The following is a 23,915-nucleotide window of genomic DNA, read 5'->3' as shown; positions in this document are numbered from 1 at the left end:
CTGGCGTGAGCGCGGAGGTGGCTCGCGCCGTGGTGACCGGCATCGGGGTGGTCGCACCGAGCGGCATCGGCGCGGACGCGCACTGGCGCACGGTCCTCGCCGGCACCCGCCGGACCGGGCCGATCACGTTGTTCGACCCGGCCGGCTATCCGACCCGCTTCGGCGGGGAGGTGCCCGGCTTCACCGCCGACTCCTACGCCGATAGCCGACAGTTGGTGCAGACCGACAGGTGGACGCACCTCGGCTTCGCCGCCACCCGGCTGGCGCTGGCCGACGCCGGCCTGCCCGACCGGGCCCCCGACCCGTACGGCTACGCGGTGACCCTGGCCAGTTCGTCCGGGGGCAACCTGTTCGGTCAGCGGGAACTGCAACGGCTGTGGGGCGGCACGTCGCGGACGGTCGGCGCGTACCAGTCGATCGCCTGGTTCTACGCGGCCAGCGTCGGGCAGCTCTCCATCCACCACCAGTTCAAGGGCCCGAGCGGGGTGCTGGTCGCGGAGTCGGCCGGCGGGCTGGACAGCCTGGCGCACGCCGCCCGCGCGGTGCGCCGCGGCACCCCGGTCGTGATCGCCGGGGCCACCGAGTGCCCGTTGAGTCCGTACGCGCTCGCCTGCCAGCTGCGCTCGGGGCTGCTCAGTGACGTCGCCGACCCGGAGCGGGCGTACCGGCCGTTCGACGCCACGGCCAGCGGTTACCTGCCGGCCGAGGGCGGAGCCGTGTTCGTGGTGGAGGAGTTGGGGCACGCCCTGGCCCGGGGCGCCCGTGTCTACGGCGAGGTGAGCGGGTGGGGCTCCACCCACGACGCCGCGCACACCACGGCGGAGAGCAGCGGCGACCCAGCCCAGTACGCACGGGCGATGCGGCTGGCCCTGGACCGGGCGGGCGTCGCCGCCGCCGGAATCGACGTGGTGCTGCCCGACGCGCTCGGCGTGCACCGCTACGACCGCAGCGAGGCCGAGGCGCTGCGGGCCGTGTTCGCCGACCGGCCGCCCCCGGTGACCACGCAGAAGCCGCTGACCGGTCGGGCGTACCAGGGCGGCTCGGCGTTGGACGTGGCCACCGCGCTGCTCGCCTTCGCCCACGACACGTTGCCCGCGTCGGCGGGACCGGACGAGGTGGCCGAGGGCTGCGACCTGGACTTCCTACGCGAGCACCGCCGCCCGCGAAGCCGACTCGCCCTGATCTGCGCGCGGGGCTTCGACGGGTTCAACAGCGCGCTGGTCCTGCGCGGGGCCGCGCCGATGAGGGGAGAGGCGTCATGAGCGACAAACGGGCCCGGGTGGTCTTTCTGGTACGGGTGCCGGTGCCGCGCACCGAGCAGTTCCTCGCCGCGTACGAGGAGGTGCGGCACCTCGTCGCCAGCGGTGTGCCGGGGCACCTGGTCGACCAGGTGTGCCGGTCGTCGACCGACCCGGAGCAGTGGTTGATCACCAGCGAGTGGGCGAGCCTGGCCGACTTCGAAGAGTGGGAACGCAGCCCGGAGCACCGGGACCTCGTACGCCCGATGCGGGAGTGCTTCACCGACGCCCGTTCGCTGCGCTTCCACATCCACGCCCAGACGCCGGCGCTGACCTGACGCTCTGCGCCGGCCTGGATGATCGCGCTCGATCCAGGATGTAGTGGCCTCGCCCTCGGGTGGAGGCCACTATTTCCTTGTACGAGCACGATCTCCTCGCGCGCGGCGTTGCGTGACGCCATCCTCGACGTGCGGGTGGCCGGACGATCGCTGGGCGAAGATCGGCCTCAACGTCGCCGTCAGGCAGACCCTGGGGCAGGCCGCCGCGGTGGCCCTGCATCCGCAGGAGGCACGGGAGCGGCTGCGCCGCGCCGCCGCCGACGCGATCGCCCGGCGCGCCTCGATTCCGCCGCCGAAGATGGCCGGGCCGTTGGACGTCGAGGTCGACCTGTACGGCCCGTACATGGTCGACCTCGCAACTCTGGTGCCGGGTGTGACCCGCGTCGGCGGCGGCCGGACGGTCGCCTTCCACGCCGCCGACGTCGCCGAGGCGTACCGGCTGGTTCAGCTGCTGGTGCAACTCGCCAGCATCAAACCGAGCTAGCGCGCGCGCATCGTCTGGCTCACCCGGTGAGCGCGACGCCATCGGCCGTCCGGCTGGCACCGCGCGACGGTGGTACGAGGGGTCATACCTCGGTGACGCTCCGCCAAGTCGCCCGCCTGATTCTGTCCGCCGAACGGGCTGTCGGCAATCCGGCTGGCCGCTGCTTTTGATCCATCCATTCGCATCTAGCAATGGCCTTGTGGGCGTCGTATGGTTCCCCGCAGCACCCCGACAAGCGTACGTGATGGGCGGATTCGCCCTCTTTCATGCTGGGCGGTGAACGGCAGTGACGGCAGAAGATCCTACGGCGACCGACCCCGGCTGGGTGGACGAAGTCCTTTTCGCCGGCCACCCGACCGACGTTTGTCTCCGTTTGCCCGAGCCCGTCGACCGAGCCACACTGCACCGGCTGGTGACCGACGCGCAGGACCGGTTGACCACCGCCGGACTGCGCCCCGGTGGCGCCGCGGCGCTGCGGTTGCCACCGTCGCTGGCGTACGTGGTGAACCTGCTCGCCACCTGGCGCGCCGGGGGGCAGGCGATCCTGCTCGACCACCGGCTCACCGACCACGAGGTGGACCGGGCGCTGGCCCGGTTGACCCCGCAGGTGGTGGTCGCTCCGGTGCGGACCGGTGGCGGCGCGCTGAAGATCTTCGTCGACGTCACCGAGGGCGTCACCCGGTACGCCGACCGCCCGGCGGTCAGCGGCCATGCCGTGATCCAGCTCAGCTCCGGCTCCACCGGCCCGTCCAAGGTGATCGGCCGCACCGCCGCCGACCTGGTCGCCGAGGTGCACCGCTACACCCGGATCGACGGGGTGGCGCTGCCCGGCGAGCGGATCATCCTGCTGCCCTCGATGGTGCACGTGCTCGGCCTGGTCGGCGGCCTGCTCTACGGGCTGCACGCCGGGGTCGAGCTGGTGCCGCCGGAACGGCTCAGCGGCGACGCCGTGCTGGCCGCGATCAGCGCCGGCACCACACCGGCCACCGTGCTCGGTGTCCCGTTCCACATCGGACTGCTCGCCTCCACCCGCCCGGCCGGGCCACTGCCGCAGCTGCGGCGGATGACCACCGGCGGCGAGCTGGTGCCGGCCGCCGTCGCCCGGGCGTTCACCGACCGGTACGGGGTGCCGCTGGGCAACATGTACGGGATGACCGAGGTCGGGGTGATCGGCACCGACCTGTACGGGTCGCACCGACCGTCGATCGCCCCCGCGCCCGGGATCCAGGTCCGCGAGTCCGGCGGTGAGCTGTGGGTGTCCTGCCCGGCGTCGCCGTACGTCGGCCTGAGCGACCCGACCCGCTGGTCCGACGGCTGGCTGCACACCCGCGACGCCGGCACCGTCGATGAGGACACCGGCCTGGTCACGGTGCGCGGTCGACTCGACTCGCAGGTCTCCGTCGGCGGGATGAAGGTCGACCTGACCGAGGTGGAGGCCACCGTCGCCGAGCTGACCGGGGTTGCCGCCGCGGTGGTGGTCTGGGACGACGGCATCACCGCGTACGTCCAACCCGACGGCCCGCTGTCGGAGGAGACGCTGGACAAGCTCCTCGCCGAGCGGTTGGCCGGCTACAAACGGCCCCGGGCGCTGCACCTGCTCGATCAGTTGCCCCGTACCACCACCGGCAAGCTGGTCCGCTCGACCGACGCGCTGCGCTCGGCGGTCACCCCGTGACCGGGCCGCTGCACCACCTCGACGTCGACCTGCGCGCTCGCCCGCACTGCGACCGCCAGGACGAGGTCCCCGCCCAGCCGTGGGTGACCGACCCGCAGGAGTTCGTCGCCGGGCACCGGCCGCAACGGCAGCCCCGGCGGCGGCATCAACCGGTGCAGCCCGCCGTCGCGCAACCCCCGCCCGAGCGCCTTGCCGACCGCCTCCTTGGCGGTCCACAGCCGCAGGAAGTCCACCGTCCGGCCGGCCTCGGGCCGATCGCCCAACCAGGCCAGCTCGGCGGGCGGGAACCAGCGGTGGGCCAGCGCGAGCGCCGGCAGCGGGCGGATGCGCTCCACGTCCACCCCGACCGCGCCGGCCCGACGGGCGGCGACCGCCACCAGCCCGGCGGTGCGGCTGACGCTGACCGCCACCTCCACCGACCCGGTCACCTCGTCGACCCGGACGACCGGCCGTCCCTCGCGGTCGTGCGTCAGCACCAACTCGGTCTCCGGGCGGCCGAGCAGCAGAGCACCCGCCCGCCGCACCAGCACAGCGGCCGGATCCGGCTGACCGCCGGTGTCGCGGCCGACCCACACGTAGGCGGTGTCCCGACCGGGCACCGTCAGCTGAGCCACGCAGAGAGGGTATCCATGAGAGCCGAGGTCCGCGCCTTCGTCGTCGAGCAGCTCGCCGACATGAACTACGACGTCGAGGGGCTCGACGACGACACCACGCTCGGCCCCTCCGGCGTCGACCTGGAGTCGCTCGCTCTGGCCGACCTGTCCGTGCGGGTCGAGGACCGGTACGGCGTGACGTTCGCCGACGACGAGTCGGAGCAGCTGGCCCTCATGACGGTCGGCGAGTTCACCACCATGGTCGCCAATCGCGTCACCGAGGCGACGAGCGACAAAGGCTGATGAGCGGTCAGCCCGATCTGGGGCGAGCTGACCTGATGACCATGCTCGCCGAACTCACCGCGAAACCGGCTGCCGAGGTGTCCGACCGGATCGGCTCGATGGAGCTTGCCTGGCTGGTGCACCTCGTCGAGCAGCGCTACGAACGCCGGCTGGACCTCACCGACGACGAACTGGCCGGCATCCGCACCGTCGACGACGCCCTGGTGGTGTTCCGGGCGTCGCTGACCGCCTCCGCAGATGGTTGAGGCGCGCGTCGCCCAGCTCACCGGCGTGTACGCGGTCAGCGCCCTGGGACGGGGCGCCGACGCGCAGCTCGCCGGTGCGCTGGCCGGGGTGCCGGCGTTCGGCCCGGTGGACCGATTCGACACCGCCGCCCGCCGGGTCACAGTGGCGGCCACAGTGCCCGAGGTCGCCACCCTCCCCGACGAGTTGGCCGCCGCGATCGACGGGGCCTGCCGGGCGGCCGGCCTGGACCGCGCGCAGCGCGCCGGGTGCGCGCTGCTGCTCGCCGTGCACGGCGGCCCGACCCTCGGCGCGGGCCCGGTCGCCGGTGCAGGCCCGGCCCTCGGTCCGGCGCCAGCCGTGCTCGCCGGCCAACTCGCCGCCCGTTGTGGACTCTCGGGTCACACCCGGGTCTACACCAGCGCCTGCGTGTCCGCGAGCACGGCGGTGGCCGACGCCGCCGCCCGGATCACCCGGGGTGATGTCGAGCGTGTGGTGGTAGCGGCCGGCTACCTGGTGGAGCCGGACCAGTTCGCGCTCTTCGACGCCGGTCGCGCCCTCGCGGTCGACGGGGCGGTCCGCCCGTTCAGCGCCGGCCGCCGGGGGTTGCTGCTGGGCGACGGCGTGGCCGCGGTGGTGCTGGAATCGAGCACCGGCCGGCGACGCGGCGTCGACCCGGTGGCCACAGTGGTCGGTTGGGGGCGGGCCGGTGACGCGTTCCATCCCTGCCAGCCGGAGCCCGGCGGCACCGGGTTGGCCCGCGCGGTCGGCGGCGCGCTGCGCCGGGCCGGGCTGCCACCGCAGTCCGTCGGCTACGTCAACGCCAACGCCACCGGTACCGCGCAGAGCGACACCGCCGAGGCGGCAGCCCTGCGCCGGGCCCTCGGCGGGCATGCCGACCGGGTCCCGGTCAGCTCCACGAAGTCGGTGCACGGGCACGCGCTGGAGGCGTCCGGGTTGCTCGAACTGGTGGTCACCGCGCTCGCGCTGCGCCACGGCGAACTGCCGGTCAACGCCGGCTGGCTGGCCCAGGACGAGTCCTGCCCTCTGAACGTCGTCAAGGATGGCCCGCGAAGGACGACGGCAACCCACGCCCTGACCCTCAACGCCGCATTCGGCGGCGCCAACACCGCTCTCCTGGTCGGCGTCGGATGACCGCCCCCAACTCCCCGCGATCTTGCACCTCCTGTCCCGACGAATCCGACCAACCACGCGAAACGACGACCGAAACCGCAAGATCGCCGGGGGAGAGGGCTCGGGCCTGGTGGCCTGAGGGTGGGGACGGCGGCGGCGCGGCGGGGGTGCCGGGGTTCGTGCACTCGGACTTCGCGCCGGTGGTGGTGGCCGTCGCGGAACGGTGTCTGCGACGGGGGTACGGGTCGGCGGGAGTGCCCGCCGGGGTGCGGACGGGGATCGTGCTGGTCAGCGCCAGCGGTGATCTCGCCAGCGCCCAGCACGTACGGGCCACCGTCGAGGCCGGCGGGCGGATCGGCCCACTGTTCTTTTTCCAGTCCGTGCCCAACAGCGTCGCCGGGCACCTCGCGGCCCGCTGGGGCCTGCGTGGCCCGGTGGTCTGCCTCAGCCCGACCGGCGACCCGTACACCGACGGTGTCGCCGAGGCCGACCTGCTGCGCGACGACGGCGACGCCGACGAGGTGTTGCTGATCCTGATCGAACAGGCACCCGAGAAGCCGACCGAGGCGGTCGCGGTGCTGCTGGGGGGAGGAGCACGACCATGAGGACACGGGGACTGCGCGGCGCACTGGCCGCCGACACCGAGCTGGGTGCGGGCAACGTCCTGGCCCGGGTGCTGGCGCACGGCGCCGACCCGGACGGGCCTGGCCTGACCTTCGACACCGCCGTCGACGGGCACCCGGCCGAAACGCCGCTGACGCTGGGGCGGCTCGACGAGCGGGTCGCTGCCCGCGCCGCCTGGCTGCACGAGCAGGGGGTACGCCCCCGCGACCCGGTCGCCGTCTGGGCCTCCACCGCCGCCGACATGGTGCTCAGCTTCCTGGCGCTGGCCCGGCTCGGGGCGATCCCGGCGCTGATGAACGGCAAACTCCGCCCGGAGATCGCCGCCGAGTACATCCGTCGCCTACGGGGTGTCGGTGTGCTGGCCGACGACGCGCACACCGCATCGCTGGCCGGGCACGACCTGGGCGTACCAGTGCTCGGTACCCCTGCGCAGGCCGGCACGGGTGACCCGGCCACGGCCCCGGCGCACTACCGGCACCACCCGGACGACCCGATCGTGATCACCCACACCTCCGGGACGACAGGGGTGCCCAAGGCGGTGCTCCACTCGCACGCCAGCCTCTTCGCGGCCACCCGGCACCTGCTCACCATGCCGCAGGCGCAGGGCACCACCCGGATCCTCAACGCGCTGCCCGCACCGCACACCGCCACGGTGCTGATGGTCAACCAGGCGCTGGGCAACCGCGCGCAGATGTTCCTGCTCTCCGAGCAGGGCGGCGAGCGGGTGCTCGACGCCATCCAACGCTGGCGCCCCGACGGGGTGTTCGGTTTCTCGGTCACCTGGGCGGAGTTGGCCCGCTTCGACCTGTCCGGGTACGACCTGGACTCGGTGCGGCTGTGGTTCAACACCGGCGACGCCTCGCACGAGCCGCACATCCGTCGCCTCGTCGCGGTCGGTTGGCGCGACACCATCACCCGCGACGGGGTGGCAAAGGTGCCCGGCTCGGTCTTCATCGACGGGCTGGGCTCCAGCGAGATGGGGCACTCGATGTTCCACATCACCCACCGCGCCGACACCGACCGGTACGGCCGCTGCATCGGCCGCCCGTACCAGTTCGCCACTGTCGCGGTGCTCGACGCCGACGGCGAGCCGGTGCCGGTCGGCGAGGTGGGTTTCCTGGGCATCGACTCGCCGTCGCTGTTCCGGGGTTACTGGAACGACTCGGTCACCACCTACCGCTTCCGCCAGCGCGGCTGGTACCTCACCGGTGACCTGGTCCGGGCCGACACCGACGGCCGCTACTACCACCTGGACCGGGCGGTGGACTCGGTCGACGCCGGTGACGGGCGGCGCTTCTACACAGCGCTGTCCGAGGAACGCATCCTCGCCGCCTGCCCGGACGTCACCGACTGCACTGTGGTGATCGTCGCCGAGGCCGGCGCGGTCGTCACCGACGTGCTGCTGGAGTTGGCCGCCGGCGCCGACGAGGCCGAGGACCGCACCGAGCGGGTCCGCGCCGCCCTCGGCCCGGACGTCGGCGCCACGCTGCGCCGGGTCGTGCCGGTGCGCTCCGCCGACATCCCGGTCACCGTGACCGGCAAGGTCCGCAAGGTGGTCCTGCGCGAGCGCTACCTCACCGAGGCCAGCTCGTGACCGCGTTGATCACGGGGATGGGTCTGTTCACCCCGGTCGGGCGGGGCGTCGAGGAGACCTTCGACGCGCTGACCACCGGCCGGTCCGGGCTGACCCGCCCGCCCGAGGGCCACCCGGTCAGGGAGTCGCTGGACGTTGCCGGCCTGCTGCCCGACATCGACCCGCGGACGGTCGCGTCCGGGCCGGAGACCCGGGTGCTGGACCGGATCGTCGTCCTCGCCCTGCTCGCCGCCGCCGACGCTCTCGCCGACGCTGGCATCGAGGTGGGCCGCGACATCGACCCGGATCGGATCGGTGTGATCGTCGGTGGGGTCGGGGGGATGGCCACCCTCGAGTCGCAGGTGCTGGCCCGGGCGGCCCGGGGTCGGGCGGCGGTCAGCCCGTACCTGCTCACCGGGATCCTGCCGAACATGCCGGCGGCGCGGATCGCCATCGCGCACGGAATCCGCGGCTACAGCTCGTCGGTCGGCACCGCCTGCGCCTCCGGCGCCCAGGCGGTCGCCGACGGGGTGCGGCTCATCACGACCGGAGAGGTCGACGTGGTGCTCTGCGGGGCCAGCGAGGCACCGCTCTTCCCGACCTTCGCCGACACGTTCGGCAACGCGCGGGCGTTGGCGCGCGCCGGCACCGACCCGGGCCGGGCGAGTCGCCCGTTCGACACCTCGCGCAGCGGGTTCGTCCTGTCCGAGGGTGCCGCGCTGCTGGTGCTCGAACGCGCCGAGCACGCGGCGGCGCGCGGCGTCGCCGGGTACGCCGAGGTGGCCGGCCACGGCGCGACGACGGACGCGTACCACCCGACCGCCCCCCGCCCGGACGGCGCCGGCGCGGCGGCGTGCATCCGCCGGGCGCTGCGCAGTGCCGGTGTGCCGGCGGCGGCGGTCGGTTACGTCAACGCGCACGGCACCGGCACGAAGCTCGGTGACATCGCGGAGACCACCGCCCTGGCCGACGTCTTCGGCGTCGGCGGTGTGCCGGTCAGCTCCACCAAGGCGCTCACCGGTCACCTGCTCGGTGCCTCCGGGGTGCTGGAGGCGGCGGCCACCGCGTTGGCGCTCGGTCGGGGGTTGCTGCCGCCGACGTACCACCTCGACGATCCGGATCCGGCCTGCCCGGCGGACCACATCCGTGGCACGCCCCGAAAGGCCGACCTGGAGTACGCGGTCACCAACTCGTTCGGGTTCGGCGGCCAGAACGTGAGCCTGCTGCTGGCCCGCGTCGCCGAGCCGAGGGGGTGATCGAGGCGGCATCCCGGGCGGGGTGTGCCCGGACGGCAACACAGGGGGAATCGGGTGGGAAGGGTTTCAGGGGACATGGACATCCGTGGTATCGACCACATCGAACTCTACGTGGGGGACGCCCGACAGGCGGCCTTCTACTTCAGCACCGCCGTCGGCTTCGAGATCTGTGGCCAGGGTGGTCCGGAGACCGGCCTGGCGGGGCAGCGCTCGCTGCTGCTCTGCCACGGCGACATCCGGTTGCTGCTCACCTCCGGGCTGAGCGCCGAGCATCCGGCGTCGCGGTACGTGCAACGCCACGGTGACGGCATCGCTGTCGTTGCTGTCGAGGTCGACGACGTGTCGGCCGCGTACGCCGAGTTGCTGAGCCGGGGCGCGACCGGGGTGACGCCGCCGACCACCCGCACCGGCGCGGACGCCGAGGTGGTGATCGCCGAGGTGGACGGCTTCGCCGACGTGCGGCACCGGCTGGTGCAGCGCCGCGGCGAGGGGGGCGCGTTTCTGCCCGGCGCCATCACCGCTGCGGTGTCCACGACGGACGACCACCCGCCGGTGCTCGCCGAGATCGACCACCTGGCGGTCTGCGTGCCGCCCGGCCAACTCGACGAGACGGTCCGGCACTTTGAGGCGCTGTTCGACTTCGCGCAGATCTTCGAGGAGTACATCGAGGTCGACGGGCAGGGAATGAACTCCAAGGTGGTGCAGAGTCCCTCCGGGCGGGTCACAGTGGTGCTGCTCGAACCGGACCGCACCCGGCGGCCCGGGCAGATCGACGCGTTCCTTGACCAGCACGCCGGCGGGGGAGTGCAGCACCTGGGGCTGCGCACCGACGACATCGTCGGCGCGGTCGAGGCCCTGGGCCGGCGCGGCGTGCGTTTCGCCGGCACCCCCGCCAGCTACTACGACGCCCTGGAGGCGCGGGTCGGTCGGATCGACGCCCCGCTGCACCGGCTGCGCGAGCTGGGTGTGCTCGTCGACTCCGACCACGACGGCCAGCTCTTGCAGATCTTCGCCGAGTCGATGCACGTGCGTCGCACGCTCTTCCTGGAGCTGATCGAGCGACGCGGCGCGCGGGGCTTCGGCAGCGGCAACATCAAGGCGCTCTACGAGGCCAAGGAACGGGAACTGGCCGCCGTGGCGGCCACACCACAGGGGGTGGGGGCGTGAGCGCGAGGAGTGAGCCGGGTTTGCGAGCCCCGCAGTCGCGAACCAAGGAGGCACAGTGACCGCGACCGACTACGAGTCGACGTTGACCGCCGAGGAGCAGGCGCTGCTGCCGTCCGACGACGACGTGCGGCACTACGCCGAGCACGGCTGGTACCTGTCGGGAAAGGTGTTCACCGACGACGAGGTGGACGCCCTCGCCGCCGCCACGCAGCGCTACTACGACGGGGAGCGGGACCGGCGGCTGCCGGTACGCCCACCGAAGCTGGCCTACTGGGAGCAGTCCTTGGGCCCGGTGCAGCGACACAACGACTACGTCCACCACGAGCACGACGGGCTCGGCGCGATCCTGCGCAAGCCGCTGCTCGGCGCGGTCGCCGCCCGGCTCGCCCAGGCCGACGAGATCCGGGTCTTCCAGTCCACGCTGATCTACAAGCCGCCGATCTCCGGCGAGCCCAGCAACATCGTGCCCTGGCACTTCGACAAGCACTACTGGGCGTCCTCGTCGTCGGAGAAGATGCTCACCGCGTTCATCCCCTTCCACGACTGCGGGGAGGAGATGGGCACCATCACGATGGTCGACGGTTCGCACCGGTGGAAGGAGATCGGCGCCGACGACACAGTGGTGCGGCACTTCGCCGACCGGGACCGCAGCCAGCTGGAGGAGATGCTGGCCGAGAACGCCGCGTACAACGGCGCGGAGATCCGCAAGATCCCGATGGTGATCCCCAAGGGACACGTGAGCTTCCACCACTGCCGCACCTACCACGGCAGCGGCCCCAACGTCAGCGGTCGCCCCCGACAGGCGATCTCACTGCACCTGCAGGACGGCGACAACGCCTGGCGGGAGTATCCGCTCTCCGACGGCACGCTCGCCGCGTACAACCACGACGTGCTGGTCCGCCGCACCCACGACGGGCGGCCGGACTACGCGGACCCCGAGTACTGCCCGGTCATCTGGCGCCACCGCGCCCAGCAGGGAGGCTGACATGTCACGGTACGACTGGGGTAGGACGCACCCGGGCATCGAACGGTTGGAGCAGGCGGTGACCGACCGGCGCGACGCCGTGGTCAAGCACCCGCTCTACGCCAACCTCGACACCCACGATGCGCTGGTCACCTTCATGCAGCACCACGTCTTCGCGGTCTGGGACTTCATGTCCCTGCTGAAGTCGCTGCAACGGCAACTGACCTGCGTCACAGTGCCGTGGATCCCGACCGGCCCGACCGGCAGCCGCCGCCTCATCAACGACATCGTCATGGTCGAGGAGAGCGACGAGCTGGGCGGCGGCTACATCAGCCACTTCGAGCTGTACGTGCAGGGCATGGCCGAGGCCGGCGCGGACACCACGGCGGTGAACGCGCTGGTCGACCTGCTGCGCGCCGGCCGACCGGTCACCGAGGCGCTCGCCGAGGCCGGGGTGCCGGCCGCGTCGGCGAGGTTCGCCGCGACCACCTGGCACATCATCGAGTCCACCCCGGTGCACTGCCAGGCGGCGGCCTTCGCCTTCGGCCGGGAGGACCTGATCCCGGACATGTTCACCCAGGTCGTCACGGTCAACGAGCACAGCAACCGGCTGCACACCTTCGTCGACTACCTGCACCGGCACATCGAGGTCGACGGCGAACAGCACACCCCGATGGCCATGCAGATGCTCGCCGACCTGTGCGGCGACGACGACAGCAAGTGGCAGGAGTGCGCCGACACGGTCAACACCGCCCTCGCCGCCCGGGCCCGGCTCTGGGACGACATCCTGGCCGCCATCAAGGGGCCCGCGTGACCGACGCCGACCCGGTCCGGCTCTACCGCACGGTCCGGCTGATCCGCCGGTTCGAGGAACGGGCGGTGGAGCTGGTCCACGGCGGGCAGATCGTCGGCGGCATCCACCCGTACCTCGGTCAGGAGGGGATCGCCGCCGGCGTCTGCGCCGCGCTGGACGCCGACGACGTGCTCGCCGGCACCCACCGCGGGCACGGGCACGTCCTGGCCCGCGGGGCCGACCCGGCCCGGATGCTCGCCGAGCTGTGCGGCCGGGTCACCGGCCTCAACGCCGGCCGGGGCGGTTCGATGCACGCCGCCGACCTGAGCATCGGTGTGCTCGGCGCCAACGCCATCGTCGGCGCCTCCGGGGCGATCATCACGGGCGCGGTCTGGGCCCACCGCCGCCGGGGCCGCGACACCGTCGGGGTGAGCTTCTTCGGCGACGGCGCGGTCAACGAGGGGATGCTGCTGGAGGCGTTCAACCTGGCCGCCCTGTGGCGGGTGCCGGTGCTGTTCGTCTGCGAGAACAACGGTTACGCCACCACCATGCCGGTCGCCGGCGCGGTGGCCGGCAGCATCGCCGGCCGGGCCGCCGCGTTCGACATCCCGGCCGTCCAGGTCGACGGCCAGGACCCCGAGACGGTACGCGTCGCCGCGCGCGCCGCCGTCGACCGGATGCGCGCCGGCGGCGGCCCTGAGCTGATCGAGGCCCGGACCTACCGCTTCGACGTCCACCACACCTTCGAACACGCGGTACGCCTCGACGACTACCGCCCACCCGACGAGGTGAGCCGTGGTCGGGCCCGAGACCCCGTGCGCATCCAGGGCGAACGCCTCACCGACACCGACCGCGCCGCCGTGGACGCCGAGGTCGAGGCGACCCTCGACGAGGCGGTGCGGTTCGCCCTGAACAGCCCGGAACCCGACCCGGCCGACGCGTTGACCTACCTGTACGCCAGCGGCCTGGCCGCCCGCACCGGAGGTGGCTGAGGTGCCCCGACTGTCGTACCGCCGCGCACTGACCCGGGCCCTCGGCGACGAGTTGGCTCGCGACGATGCGGTGTTTCTTCTCGGCGAGGACGTCCAGGTCGGGGCGTCGCTGGTGACCACCGGCCTGGCCAAGCGGTTCGGCACCGAACGGGTCCGCGACACCCCCCTGTCCGAGCAGGCGTTCACCAGTTTCGCCACCGGGGCGGCGCTGGCCGGGCTGCGGCCGGTGATCGAGTTCCAGATCCCGTCGCTGCTGTTCCTGGTCTTCGAGCAGATCGTCAACCATGCGCACAAGTTCCCGCTGATGACCGGCGGGCAGTGCCGCGTTCCCGTCACCTACCTGGTGCCCGGCTCCGGTTCGCGTACCGGGTGGGCCGGGCAGCACTCCGACCACCCGTACAGCCTCTTCGCCCACGTCGGCGTGGTCACCGTCGTGCCGGCCACCCCGGCCGACGCGTACGGGCTGCTGGTCACCGCGATCCGCCACGACGACCCGGTGGTGGTGTTCGCGCCGGCCGGCGCGATGGACGTGCGGGACGACGTCGACGACCTGGCGCCGGTGCCGCTGGGCCGGGGCCGGATCCACCGCTTCGGCGAGGACGTGACAGTGGTCGCGATCGGGCACCTGGTGCACGACGCGCTCGCCGTCGCCGAGGAGTTGGCCGACCAGGTCTCGGTGGAGGTGTTCGACCCGCGCACCCTGTATCCGTTCGACATCGACGGTCTCACCGAGTCGGTGGCCCGCACCGGACGCCTCGTGGTGTTCGACGACGGCAACCGTTCCTGCGGGATGGCCGCCGAGATCATCGCGAGCGTGGTGGAGCGGGTCCGGCTGCTCGCCCCGCCGCGCAGGGTCACCCGCCCGGACGGGGCGGTGCTGCCGTTCGCCCCCGCACTGGACCGGGCCGTCCAGCCCGGCCGGGACCAGCTCGCCACCGCCATCCACCTGACAGTGAAGGACGGACCATGATCGACCCGAACTATCCGTGGCCGGCGGCCGACCGGGCCTGGACCGACCTGCCGGAGTCTGGCCGACGGGCCATGGTGGCCAGTGGGGCGGCTGCCTGGGAGCAGGTGTTCCACGGCCGGGCCACCTACAACAAGCAGTGGCGGTTGGCCCGCCCCCCGGTGCTCACCGCCGACGCCTGGCGCGAACTCAACGAGGTCTGCGACCGGCTCGCCCAGCTCATCCTCGACGCCTGCCGTCGGCGGGCCGGCACCGCCGGTGAGCTGCGTCGGCTGCTCGGCGTACCGGCGGGGGAGACCCGGCTGCTGGACGAGGCCGAGCCGCTGACCGAGGCGCTGCTGGCCGCGTACCGCCCGGACGTGATCTTCTCCGCCGGGGTGCCGAAGTTCGTCGAGTACAACATCGACAGCAGCCTCGGCGGCGGGTTCGACGCCGACACCGTCGTCCAGCGGTACGCGGGCCTCTACCGGGAGCACGGCATCCTCGACGACCTGCCGGTGCGGGCCGCGCCGTCGCTGCTGGACCAGCGGTTCGTGGCGATCCGCGAGGAGCTGCGGCTGCCCGAGGGCGCCCGGGTGGCGCTGCTGATGGACTTCGACGGCGACTACCCGGGCCTCGACGACCCGCAGACGTTCATTCGGATCCTCGACCCCCTCGCCGTACGGGCCCGGGACTTCGGCATCGACCTGGTCATCGCCCCGGTCGCCACCGCCACAGTGGACGCCGACAACCGCCTGGTCGTCGACGGTGAACCGGTCGACGCGCTGTTCCGGTTGTTCGTGCCCAACCGGGTCACCCCGACCGCCGGCCTGGACGCGGTGGCCGTGGCCCTCGCCGCCGGCACCCTACCGATGTTCGTGTCGGCGGCGGCCTGGCTGCTCGGCAACAAGACCACGTTCGGTTGGCTGTGGGAGGACGTGGACGGGCTCCCCGCCGACGACCAGGCACTGATCCGCCGGCACGTGCCGTACACGGTGCCGTTGACCGCCGAGGTGCTCGACCGGGCCCTCGCCGAGCAGGCCACGCTGGTGGCGAAGCCGGCCGACGGTTCGGCCGGGCACGGTGTGCTGCTCGGCCCGGAACTGAGCGCGGCGGACTGGGCCGACGGTGTGCGGGCCGCCGTCGACCAGGGCGGCGCCATCCTCCAGGAGTACCTGCCGACCGACCGGGTGTCGATGGACTTCGTCCAGATCGAGACTGGTGAGACGGTCACCGCCGACGTCCCGTACTCCCTGGCCCCGTACCTGTTCGGCCGGCACGCCTCCGGCGGTCTGGCGAGGGTCGGCTACCCCGGCTGCGACGGAGTCCTCAACCTGGCCCACGGTGTCCTCCTAACCGGAATCCTCCTGACCGGCTGACCGCCCCCTGCGCGGTGATCAAGAGGTTTCGGTCAGGACACGCCAGCTTCCTGACGCAAACCTCTTGATCACCGGGGTGGGGGGAGTCGGCGGGAGAGGGTGCGGAGGGTTTGGGCCGTTGCTATGGCGTCGCTGCGGGCGCTGCCGTGGCGTCCGTCGGTGCTGTAGAGGGTGGGGTCGGCCGTCAGGGGATGGTCGGTCAGGTGCACGTGGATCGTGTCCAGGCGCTCGGCCAGGCTTGCGGTGTGTGCCGACAGGCGGCGCATTCGTTCGCCCAGGCCGGGCCGGAGGTGCTCGGGCACCGCCGGGCTGTGCGAGACGTCGAACATGCCCACTGTGATCACGTCGGCGCCCACGTCGCGCAGCGCGGTGATCATCGCGGTCAGCTCGGCGTCCACCGCCTCCGCGTCGTACCCCGGGTGGAAGGCGTCGTTGCCGCCGCAGACGACCAGCGCCAGGTCCGGTGCGAAGGCCAGCGCCGGGGCGAGCTGGGTGGCCCGCACCTGGTGCGCGCGCAGCCCGCGTCGACCCAGATTCCGGTACGCCAGCTCGGGGCGCGCGGCGGTCAGCTCGGCGGCGACCCGGTCGACCCACTGCACGTCCGGGTAGCCCGGTGTCGGTTCACACATGCCCTCCACGACGCTGTCGCCGAGCGCCACGAACCGCCGCCACTGGTGCCCGTGCAGCAGTTCGGTGGCCTCTCCAGGGCGCAGACAGTACGGGTCCGTCGATTCGGTGAGCGTCGATGGCATGCCGGCACGCTAGCCGACCGTCGGGCTGCCGGGCCAGACTCAGCCGGTCAGGCTGACCTCGGCCAGGTAGACACAGGTCCGCCCCTCGTGCGACGAGTAGTAGCTCACCCGCAGCAGGTCGTCGTGCCAGACCAGGCCGGGGTAGCTGGTGTCGCCGCCGGACGGCAGCGCGACCAGCTCGGTCAGCTCGCCCCGGTCCGGGTCGACGACGCAGATCGCGGTGCGCACCTCGCCGTCGTGCAGCCGCACCCCGGCCAGCAGCAGCCCGTCCGGCAGTCGGAGCAGCGTCGGCCCGCCCACCTGGACACCCAGATCCGTCCAGGTCCAGTCCCGGTACGGCGGCACGGCAGTGCCGAGCTGGGCGCTCGCGGTGGCCGCGTCCCGCCGCAGCAGGCAGAGGGCGGTACCGTCCGGGGCGAAGACCAGACCGGACTCGTTGGGGTACCCGTCCTCGAACAGCGTCGGCACCCACTGCCGCAGGTCCACACCGTCAGTGCTGCGGTAGAGCCGGGCGAACCTCGGCTCCCGGGTGGCGTAGCCGACGCCGTACATCGCGTCGTCGTGCCAGGCCGCCCGCCACACCCAGACGCCCGGCTCGCCCACCGGGGTCGGATCGCCCCAGGCGTGCCCGTCGGTGGAGAGCCAGGTCACCGTCTGGAACGTCTTGGTGGCCGCGCCGGTGGCGGCTGCCGCCAGCAGTTGCAGCCGCCCGTCGGGGCGCGCCACGAAGCGCGGGTCGCGCAGGTCGGTGCCGGCCTGGGCAATGACGGTCGCGGAGGTCCAGGACCGACCGTCGGTCGAGGTCAGCACCCGGAGCACGCCGTCGTCGCTGAGGTGGGTGCGGGCCTCCCGGAAGGCGCAGAACCAGCTTCCGGCGTACCGGATGAGGTCGGTGAACGCGCTGTGCGGCGCGCTGTCGCCGATCCGGCGCACGGCGGTGACCTCGGCGGTGCGGCGGCGGGTGGGTGACGACGTCATACGCGGCGGCCTCCAGGTGTGCTGACGACGGTCGACGCTAGCCAGCCCTTGCCGACGCCCGGGCGACCATCAACCGAACGTCCGACGAACAACGCACAGGCGCTGTCGGATTGGCGTCGTGGACGACGCGGCGTCGGCGCGCTGGGATGGGCTGTTGGCACCCAGCGCCCACGATGGGTGGTGGGCCGACGGCAGAATCCGTCGGCGAGGGGAGTGACTGCATGCTCGGTTCGTTCCTTCAGGCCCTCGCGACGAAACTGGTCGAGGAGATCCTCAAGCTTCTTGTTCAGTGGCTGGCGCCGAAGGCGCTGCGGTCGGTGCCACACCGCGCCTCGCCGAACTGCCCGCGCTGCGGCGGGTACGGGGTCCGCCGCTGGGCGCCGGGCGGCATGTGGATGTTCCTGCCGTCCCTGCTGGCCTTCGCCTGGGGTTTCGGGTTCACAGTGCTCGGTGTGCCGGTGGTCGTGCTCACTGTGGTCGCCGTGTTGGTCTCCGACGGCGTCGGCGGAGTGCCGGCCGCGCTGCTCGCGCCGCTCGGCCTGTTGGTCCCCGCTGCGCTGATGGTCGCGGGCGCGTTCGGCCTGGCGCACTACCACAGCTACCCGCCGAAGTGGTGCGCCCGCTGCCACGGCCGGTGGCCACGCCGGGAGCGGGACGAATACCTACGGGCGTCGGCCCCGGTGGTGACCTGCGGTTGCGGTCAGCGGCTCCGGGTGCCCCGGACGGCCGCAGGGGCGCGACTGCGCTGCCCACGCTGCCGTACCGAACACGCCACCCCGGCTGCCGCCGGGCGCTGACCAGCCGTCGGTCGGTCCCCGTTCGGTGCTGAGGGTGGCGGCGAGCCGCATCAGGGCGTGACGGCGGGGGCGGACTGCGTCTGCGTCTTCGACTCGGACGAGCGGGCCACCAGCGGGTACGCGGTGATCACCAGGCACGCCGCGGCCATGGTCAGCAGGGCCGGGGTGAATCCCAGCGCGTCCACCGACCAGCCGCCGAGCAGCGCGCCGACCGGCAACCCGACGAACGCCAACGAACCGGCGATGCCGATCACCCGGGTCTGCAACTCCGGCGGCACCCGCTCGTAGAGAGCCACCCCGAGCAGCGGGTTGACCGCCGCGATGCCGATTCCGGACAGGAACGTCACCACGAGCACCACCGGCAGCTCGTCGCTGATCGCCAGCGCCACCAGCCGGGGCGTGCCGGCGACCAGCGCGCCGACCAGGAACGTCAGCCCCCGGGGCAGCCGGGGCCCGAGCGCGGTGAACACCAGGTTGCCCAGCAGCGCGCCCGCCGAGAACGCCGCCAGCACCAGGCCGAGACCGCTCGGGCCGGGCAGCTCCCGGGCGACCCAGACCGGGATGTAGACGGCCACGCTGGCGTTGGCCACCATGTTCAGCGCCGAGATCACGGCGAGCATGCCGAGCAGCGGACGGTCCCGGCCCAGGTAACTGAAGCCACCCCGCAGGGCGCGCAGGTAACTTTCCGGCTGGGTGGTTTGCGTCGGGACGGCCGGCGGACGGACCAGGACGCCGATGAGCAGCGCGCAGACCCCGAAGCTGGCCGCGTCGATGAGGATCGCCTCGGTCACCCCGAAGACGGCGATCAGCAGGCCGCCCACTGCGGCGCCGAACAAGGTCACCACCCGGCTGAGCCCGTCGTACGCGGAGGTCAGCCGGATCAGCGGCACTCCGGCGGCCTCCGCGGCCGGCCGGAACATCACGTGCTTCACCCGGTCACCGATGCCCCGCAGCGCGCCGGCCACGGCGACGAGCGCCACCAGCGGGACGAAGCCCAACCACGGAGTCAGCGCCACGACGACCATCACCACCGCGCTGCCCGCGTCGCAGAGGATCGAGGTACGGCGCAGGCCGATCCGGTCCGCCCAGGGCGTGCCCAACGCGCTGGACAGCAGGTACGGCAGGGTCTCGGCGAACGCGACAAGACCCATCTTGGTGGGGCTGCCGGTGGTGACCAGCACCAGCCACGGGATGGTCACCACCGAGATGCGGGTGCCGAGGTTGGAGATCAGGTCCGCGCTGACCAGGACGACCAGTTGCCGGCGGGGGGTCACGCCCCGACCGCCGCCGCCCGACGGGCCGCGTGCCGTGCCCGCAGCGCCCGCTTGTCCACCTTCATCGACCGGTTCACCGGCAGCCGGTCGAGGAACTCCACGGCGGCCGGTGCCCACATCTCGTTGAGTTCGGCGGTCACCAGGTCGATCAGTTCCGCCCCGGTGACCGTCGCGCCCGGCCCGAGCACCACGTACGCGTACGGCACCTCGCCGACCGTCTCGTCGGGCACGCCGATCACGGCGGCGGCCCGTACCTGGGGGTACCCGACCAGCACGTCCTCGATGGGACGGCAGAAGATCGCCCAGTTCCGGCGATGCGTGACGATCATGTCGTGTGCCCGGTCGACGAGGTAGAGGTAGCCGTCGTCGTCGAGGTGGCCGATGTCGCGGGTCCGCACCCACCCGTCGACGAGCGTCTGCGCGGTCAGCTCGGGCTGACCGTGGTAGCCGGCGAAGCTCAGCCTGGTCCGCACCCACACCTCGCCGTCGCGGCCCGTCGGCAGGACCGCGCCGTCGTCGTCGCGGATCTCGACGCGGACGTCGCCGTAGGGCCGCCCGCAGGAGCGCAACCGCTCCGGGTGCTCCGGATCATCGGTCAGCCCGGGCAGCGCGGTGATCACGACCGCCTCGCTGAGGCCGTACACGATGCGCAGCACCGGACCGAACCGCGCGATGGCCTGGCGCAGCCGGGCGGGCGCGGCGGGCCCGGCGCCCACGTTGAACATGAACATGGCGGAGAAGTCCGCGCCGACCAGCGCCGGGTGGTCCAACACCTCGTAGAGCATCGGCGGGGTGACGAAGGTCGAGTTGATCCGCTCCCGTTGCACGGTGTCCACGAAGGCCACCGGGTCCCAGTCGTCGCGCAGGAACAGCACCCCGCCGGTGAACAGGTTGAACAGTGTGGTGATCTGCCCGCTGGCCAGCCACATCGGAGAGTGCGACAGGTGCCGCAGCAACGGGAACCCGGCGGCGCGGAAGTCGGCGGCCAGGGCGAGGATCTGGGCGTAGAAACTCTCCCGGTGGTGCACCAGCTTGGGGCTGCCGGTGGTGCCGCTGGTCTGCAGGAACGACTCGGGCGCCGGCACGGACGCCGGCAGCTCCGCCACGTCGGTGTCGGCGGTGAGGTCGGGGCCGGCGCCACCCGCGCCCAGACAGCAGACCGGTGTGCCGGGCAGCGAGGCGACCAGCTCCGGGCCCAGACTGGCCCGGTCCCGGGCGTCGTAGACCAGGGCGTCCGGACGGGCCAACCGGATGAACTCGTCGACCTCCCGGCGCGCGGTCACCGGGGCGACCCACATCGTCCGGCAGCCGAGCAGATGCAGGGCGAGTTGCAGCAGTGGACCCTCCACCGCGTTCGCGACGGTCACCAGCACCGCCGACCCGGGCCGTACGCCGTGCCGGGTCAACGTCGCGGCCATCGCCCGGACCCGCGTGGCGGCCTCGGTGTAGGTGAGTCGCCGATCGGCGCCGACCAACGCCTCCCGGTCGCCGAATTCGGCGAACAGGTCCAACACCCTGTGCACGTAGGTAGTGGTGTGCCCGGGTCCGTCAGTCATCCGGCAGCCCCCATCCGAGAAAGCGGCGGTCCCCGGGCAGCTCCCGGTGACGACGCGACGGTGGCGCGCTTGGGCGACCGCACCGCCGCCGCCTGGAAGCCTAGGCGGGAAACGGCTGGTCGGAACCGTGCCGACGGGCGGTCCGAGCGGCCCGCCGGACATTTGATCGCGTCGATCAGGTTGATTGACGCCCGTCAGCGGCGGCGGCTAGGTTTCTGGACCATCGTCCAGGCGGGCGCCGTCAGCGGACGGCCCTGGGCTGCCACACGATGGAGGTTCCATGGCAACGGCAACCCCGAAGAGATGGCCTGTCATCGCCGCTGCGGCCGCGCTGTTGATCGCCGGCGCACCCGCCGTCGTCGCCAGCGCCGGTCCGTCCGGCACCGCCGCCAGCCGACCCGACCGCGCCGAGTGGGCGGGCAGCTGGGCCGCCGCTGTCACCCGGGGCAACTCGGTCGGGTTGACCAACACCGGCCTCAACGACCAGAGCGTCCGGATGATCGTGCACGTGTCCGTGGGTGGCCCGGCGCTGCGGGTCCGCCTGAGCAACCTCTACGGCGAGCAGGCGGTCAGTGTCGGCCGCGCCACCGTCGCCCGGCCGAACACCGCGACCCCCGACGACCTCTCCGACATCGACGCCGCGTCGGTACGCCCGCTGACCTTCACCGGTGCCACCACGGTGACCATGAACCGGGGCGCCGAACTGCTCAGCGACCCGTTGGCCTTCCCTGTCGCGGACGACAGCGACCTGGTGGTCACAGTGCACTTCCCGACGCCCACCGGCCCGACCACGTTCCACGGGCAGTCCCAGCAGGCCAACTTCATCGGCGCCGGGGATCTGACCGGGACGGCCGAGGGCACCGGGTTCACCATCCGTCCGACCTGCTGCTGGTTCTTCCTCTCCGGAGTCGACGTGCAGCGCAAGGGCAGCCCCGGCGCGCTGGTCGTGCTCAGCGACTCCATCGGTGACGGCAACGGCAGCACCGTCAACGCCAACCGGCGCTGGCCCGACCTGCTCTCCGACCGGCTGCTCGCCGACCGGCCGGACAAGCGCACCCCGGGCGTGCTCAACCTGAGCCTGGCCGGAAACCGGCTCAACCACGAGGGCACCGAGCCGGGCGACGGCAACTACCCGGGCTACCACCAGCTCGGCCCGAACGCGGCGGCCCGGCTCAACGAGGACGTGTTCGGCCAGACCGGGGTGCGTACGGTCGTCACCCACCTGGGCATCAACGACATCTGGATGTCGAACGACACACCCGAGGCGATCATCGGCACGCTGCGGCAGATCAACCAGCAGCTCCAGCAGCGCGGGCTGACCAGCCTGGTGGCCACGCTGACGCCGTACGAGGGGCACGGCGCGCCGGGCGTGTGGACGCCGCAGAAGGAGGCCACCCGCCAGGCGGTGAACGCGTACCTGCGCGGCAGTCGGGAGTTCGACGGGCTGCTCGACTTCGACCGGGTGCTGCGCGACCCGGCACGGCCCAGCCAGCTGCTGCCCGCGTACGACTCGGGGGACCACATCCACCCGAACGACGCCGGCAACCAGGCACTGGCAAACGCCGTGCCGCTGCGGCTGCTCGACCTGTGACATGGGCCGGGGGCGGCGGGTGATCCCCGCTGCCCCCGGGTCACCGACATCCTGGGGAGGAGTTGGCCGTGGACGTGGACGAGATACTCACCGGCCTGTACAGCGAGGAGGGCAGACAGGACCCGTACCCGTGGTACGCGGACCTGCACCGGCTCGGCCCGATCAGCGCGGTGCCGGCGCGCGCCGAGCACCGGACGGTGGCCGCCGTCGCGGTCGGCTACGACCTCGTCGACGGGTTGCTGCGCGATCCGGAGTGGACGAAACAGCCGCCGCCGGGCTGGGAGGAGCAGGAGATCCTGCGAACCTTCCAGACCTCGATGATGTTCGTGAACCCGCCCGATCACACCCGGATGCGGCACGTCTTCTCCCGTACCTTCACGCCACGCCGGCTCGGCGCGCTGGAACCGGTGATCCTGCGGGTGGTCGACGAGCTGCTGGACCGGATGGCGGACGCCGGGGAGGGCATTGTCGACTTCGTGGCCGACTTCGCGTACCCGATCCCGGCCCTGGTGATGGCCGAGTTCATCGGCATCCCGGCCGCCGAGTTGCCGTGGTACCGCGAGCGGGTGGAGTGGATCGACGAGTTCCTGGACGTGGCGGGGAAGACCCCGCAACGGTTGGCGGCGGCCAACACCGCGGCACTGGAGTTGCGGGCCTTCTACCGGGAGCTGCTCGGGCACCGCCGCCGTGTGCCCGGGGACGACCTGCTCAGCGGGCTGGTCGAGGCGCTCGACTCCGGGGAGGTGGAGCTGACCGAGGAGGAGTTGGTCAGCAACCTGATCGTGCTGTTCAACGCCAGCTTCGTCACCACGGTCTACATGTTCAGCAACGGGCTGCCGTTGCTGCTGGCCCACCCGCAGACCGTCGCGGCGCTGCCCACCGACGCCACGCTGGCGCAGGGCTGCGTCGACGAGGTGCTGCGGTTGGCGAGCCCCGTGCACTTCCTGGCCCGCGCCGCGCCGGCCGACACCGTGCTGCACGGCGTGCCGGTCGCCACCGACGACAACGTACTGATCATGATCGGGGCGGCCAACCGGGACGCGGCCCGCTTCCCGGCCCCGGACACCTTCGACCCGACCCGTTCCGGCCCCCCGTCGCTGGCCTTCGGGGTGGGCCCGCACTTCTGTCTCGGCGCGGCGGTGTCGCGGTTGGAGGGTCGCCTCGCACTGCCCCGGCTGTTCGCCCGGTTCCCCGCGCTGACGGTCACCGAGACGCCGACGTACAGCGGCAGCCTGTTCCTGCGCGGCATCGACACGTTGCTGGTCAGCACCGGTGGATAGGAGCGA

General features: G+C 72.6%; 24 protein-coding genes. 19 read left to right on the top strand and 5 right to left on the bottom strand.

Annotation, left to right across the window (positions count from 1 at the left end; all coding sequences use genetic code 11):
* The first annotated feature begins 5 nt into the window (after positions 1-5).
* The 4 genes from GUI43_RS17095 to GUI43_RS17080 all read left to right on the top strand — a co-directional run bounded on the left by GUI43_RS17095 (position 6) and on the right by GUI43_RS17080 (position 3,735).
* Positions 6-1,262: a beta-ketoacyl synthase N-terminal-like domain-containing protein gene (locus GUI43_RS17095; RefSeq protein ID WP_244220618.1), complete on the top strand. Its 1,257-nt coding sequence runs from the start codon at positions 6-8 to the stop codon at positions 1,260-1,262.
* On the top strand, positions 1,259-1,576 hold the full coding sequence (locus GUI43_RS17090; protein WP_112587246.1) for an antibiotic biosynthesis monooxygenase family protein: 318 nt from the start codon (positions 1,259-1,261) through the stop codon (positions 1,574-1,576). Before GUI43_RS17095 ends, GUI43_RS17090 begins: the two co-directional genes overlap by 4 nt.
* 112 nt (positions 1,577-1,688) lie before the next feature.
* Positions 1,689-2,060, top strand: coding sequence for a M55 family metallopeptidase (locus GUI43_RS17085; RefSeq protein WP_211326715.1), 372 nt, complete (start codon positions 1,689-1,691; stop codon positions 2,058-2,060).
* A gap of 325 nt (positions 2,061-2,385) precedes the next feature.
* Positions 2,386-3,735: a class I adenylate-forming enzyme family protein gene (locus GUI43_RS17080; protein WP_112699245.1), complete on the top strand. Its 1,350-nt coding sequence runs from the start codon at positions 2,386-2,388 to the stop codon at positions 3,733-3,735.
* Here the strand turns inward: GUI43_RS17080 and GUI43_RS17075 are convergent.
* Complete coding sequence (locus GUI43_RS17075) at positions 3,663-4,349, bottom strand: 4'-phosphopantetheinyl transferase family protein (RefSeq protein ID WP_225855353.1); 687 nt, start codon at positions 4,347-4,349, stop codon at positions 3,663-3,665. The two genes, GUI43_RS17080 and GUI43_RS17075, sit on opposite strands and share 73 nt — an antisense overlap.
* A gap of 15 nt (positions 4,350-4,364) precedes the next feature.
* Between GUI43_RS17075 and GUI43_RS17070 the strand changes: the two genes are divergently transcribed.
* From GUI43_RS17070 to GUI43_RS17015, 12 genes are all read left to right on the top strand, one after another.
* Entirely contained in the window at positions 4,365-4,631 is a 267-nt protein-coding gene (locus GUI43_RS17070) for an acyl carrier protein (protein WP_091397621.1), read from the top strand.
* Entirely contained in the window at positions 4,631-4,876 is a 246-nt protein-coding gene (locus GUI43_RS17065; RefSeq protein WP_112587240.1) for an acyl carrier protein, read from the top strand. Before GUI43_RS17070 ends, GUI43_RS17065 begins: the two co-directional genes overlap by 1 nt.
* Positions 4,869-6,008, top strand: a complete 1,140-nt coding sequence (locus GUI43_RS17060) for a beta-ketoacyl-[acyl-carrier-protein] synthase family protein (RefSeq protein WP_112699244.1) — start codon at positions 4,869-4,871, stop codon at positions 6,006-6,008. The genes GUI43_RS17065 and GUI43_RS17060 overlap by 8 nt, the downstream gene beginning before the upstream one ends.
* A gap of 146 nt (positions 6,009-6,154) precedes the next feature.
* On the top strand, positions 6,155-6,592 hold the full coding sequence (locus GUI43_RS17055; RefSeq protein WP_244220620.1) for a beta-ketoacyl synthase chain length factor: 438 nt from the start codon (positions 6,155-6,157) through the stop codon (positions 6,590-6,592).
* A complete protein-coding gene (locus GUI43_RS17050) occupies positions 6,589-8,205 on the top strand; it encodes a class I adenylate-forming enzyme family protein (RefSeq protein ID WP_112699243.1) in 1,617 nt (538 codons plus the stop codon). The genes GUI43_RS17055 and GUI43_RS17050 overlap by 4 nt, the downstream gene beginning before the upstream one ends.
* Positions 8,202-9,440, top strand: coding sequence for a beta-ketoacyl-[acyl-carrier-protein] synthase family protein (locus tag GUI43_RS17045; protein WP_112699242.1), 1,239 nt, complete (start codon positions 8,202-8,204; stop codon positions 9,438-9,440). The genes GUI43_RS17050 and GUI43_RS17045 overlap by 4 nt, the downstream gene beginning before the upstream one ends.
* Positions 9,441-9,515: 75 nt before the next feature.
* Positions 9,516-10,607: a 4-hydroxyphenylpyruvate dioxygenase gene (gene hppD / locus GUI43_RS17040; RefSeq protein WP_112587230.1), complete on the top strand. Its 1,092-nt coding sequence runs from the start codon at positions 9,516-9,518 to the stop codon at positions 10,605-10,607.
* 55 nt (positions 10,608-10,662) lie between these two features.
* A complete protein-coding gene (locus tag GUI43_RS17035) occupies positions 10,663-11,592 on the top strand; it encodes a phytanoyl-CoA dioxygenase family protein (RefSeq protein ID WP_112587229.1) in 930 nt (309 codons plus the stop codon).
* Between the two features lies 1 nt (position 11,593).
* Positions 11,594-12,385: a DUF3050 domain-containing protein gene (locus GUI43_RS17030; protein WP_112587227.1), complete on the top strand. Its 792-nt coding sequence runs from the start codon at positions 11,594-11,596 to the stop codon at positions 12,383-12,385.
* On the top strand, positions 12,382-13,356 hold the full coding sequence (locus GUI43_RS17025; protein ID WP_112699241.1) for a thiamine pyrophosphate-dependent dehydrogenase E1 component subunit alpha: 975 nt from the start codon (positions 12,382-12,384) through the stop codon (positions 13,354-13,356). The genes GUI43_RS17030 and GUI43_RS17025 overlap by 4 nt, the downstream gene beginning before the upstream one ends.
* A 1-nt stretch (position 13,357) precedes the next feature.
* On the top strand, positions 13,358-14,326 hold the full coding sequence (locus GUI43_RS17020) for an alpha-ketoacid dehydrogenase subunit beta (protein WP_112699271.1): 969 nt from the start codon (positions 13,358-13,360) through the stop codon (positions 14,324-14,326).
* Positions 14,323-15,681, top strand: coding sequence for a hypothetical protein (locus tag GUI43_RS17015; protein ID WP_211326714.1), 1,359 nt, complete (start codon positions 14,323-14,325; stop codon positions 15,679-15,681). Before GUI43_RS17020 ends, GUI43_RS17015 begins: the two co-directional genes overlap by 4 nt.
* A gap of 68 nt (positions 15,682-15,749) precedes the next feature.
* Here GUI43_RS17015 and GUI43_RS17010 read toward each other — a convergent pair whose 3' ends face one another.
* Positions 15,750-16,433 (bottom strand): SGNH/GDSL hydrolase family protein, encoded by a 684-nt coding sequence (locus tag GUI43_RS17010; RefSeq protein WP_112699240.1) that lies wholly within the window; start codon positions 16,431-16,433, stop codon positions 15,750-15,752.
* 39 nt (positions 16,434-16,472) lie between these two features.
* Complete coding sequence (locus GUI43_RS17005; protein ID WP_112699239.1) at positions 16,473-17,411, bottom strand: sialidase family protein; 939 nt, start codon at positions 17,409-17,411, stop codon at positions 16,473-16,475.
* Positions 17,412-17,632: 221 nt separating this feature from the next.
* Here GUI43_RS17005 and GUI43_RS17000 point away from each other — a divergent pair, with 221 nt between their 5' ends.
* Entirely contained in the window at positions 17,633-18,208 is a 576-nt protein-coding gene (locus tag GUI43_RS17000; RefSeq protein WP_112587217.1) for a hypothetical protein, read from the top strand.
* Positions 18,209-18,258: 50 nt separating this feature from the next.
* On the opposite strand, the gene GUI43_RS16995 is transcribed toward GUI43_RS17000, so the two are convergent.
* Together GUI43_RS16995 and GUI43_RS16990 are read right to left on the bottom strand one after the other, a co-directional pair.
* Positions 18,259-19,482: an MFS transporter gene (locus GUI43_RS16995; RefSeq protein ID WP_112699238.1), complete on the bottom strand. Its 1,224-nt coding sequence runs from the start codon at positions 19,480-19,482 to the stop codon at positions 18,259-18,261.
* A complete protein-coding gene (locus GUI43_RS16990) occupies positions 19,479-21,038 on the bottom strand; it encodes an AMP-binding protein (protein ID WP_112699237.1) in 1,560 nt (519 codons plus the stop codon). The genes GUI43_RS16995 and GUI43_RS16990 overlap by 4 nt, the downstream gene beginning before the upstream one ends.
* 313 nt (positions 21,039-21,351) lie before the next feature.
* Here GUI43_RS16990 and GUI43_RS16985 point away from each other — a divergent pair, with 313 nt between their 5' ends.
* Together GUI43_RS16985 and GUI43_RS16980 are read left to right on the top strand one after the other, a co-directional pair.
* Positions 21,352-22,629, top strand: coding sequence for an SGNH/GDSL hydrolase family protein (locus GUI43_RS16985; RefSeq protein WP_112699269.1), 1,278 nt, complete (start codon positions 21,352-21,354; stop codon positions 22,627-22,629).
* A gap of 68 nt (positions 22,630-22,697) precedes the next feature.
* On the top strand, positions 22,698-23,909 hold the full coding sequence (locus tag GUI43_RS16980; RefSeq protein ID WP_112587209.1) for a cytochrome P450: 1,212 nt from the start codon (positions 22,698-22,700) through the stop codon (positions 23,907-23,909).
* The last annotated feature ends 6 nt before the right edge of the window (positions 23,910-23,915 follow it).

The organism is Micromonospora noduli, assembly GCF_003264365.1.
GTDB lineage: Bacteria > Actinomycetota > Actinomycetes > Mycobacteriales > Micromonosporaceae > Micromonospora > Micromonospora noduli.
This window is presented reverse-complemented; position numbering and strand designations above follow the sequence as displayed.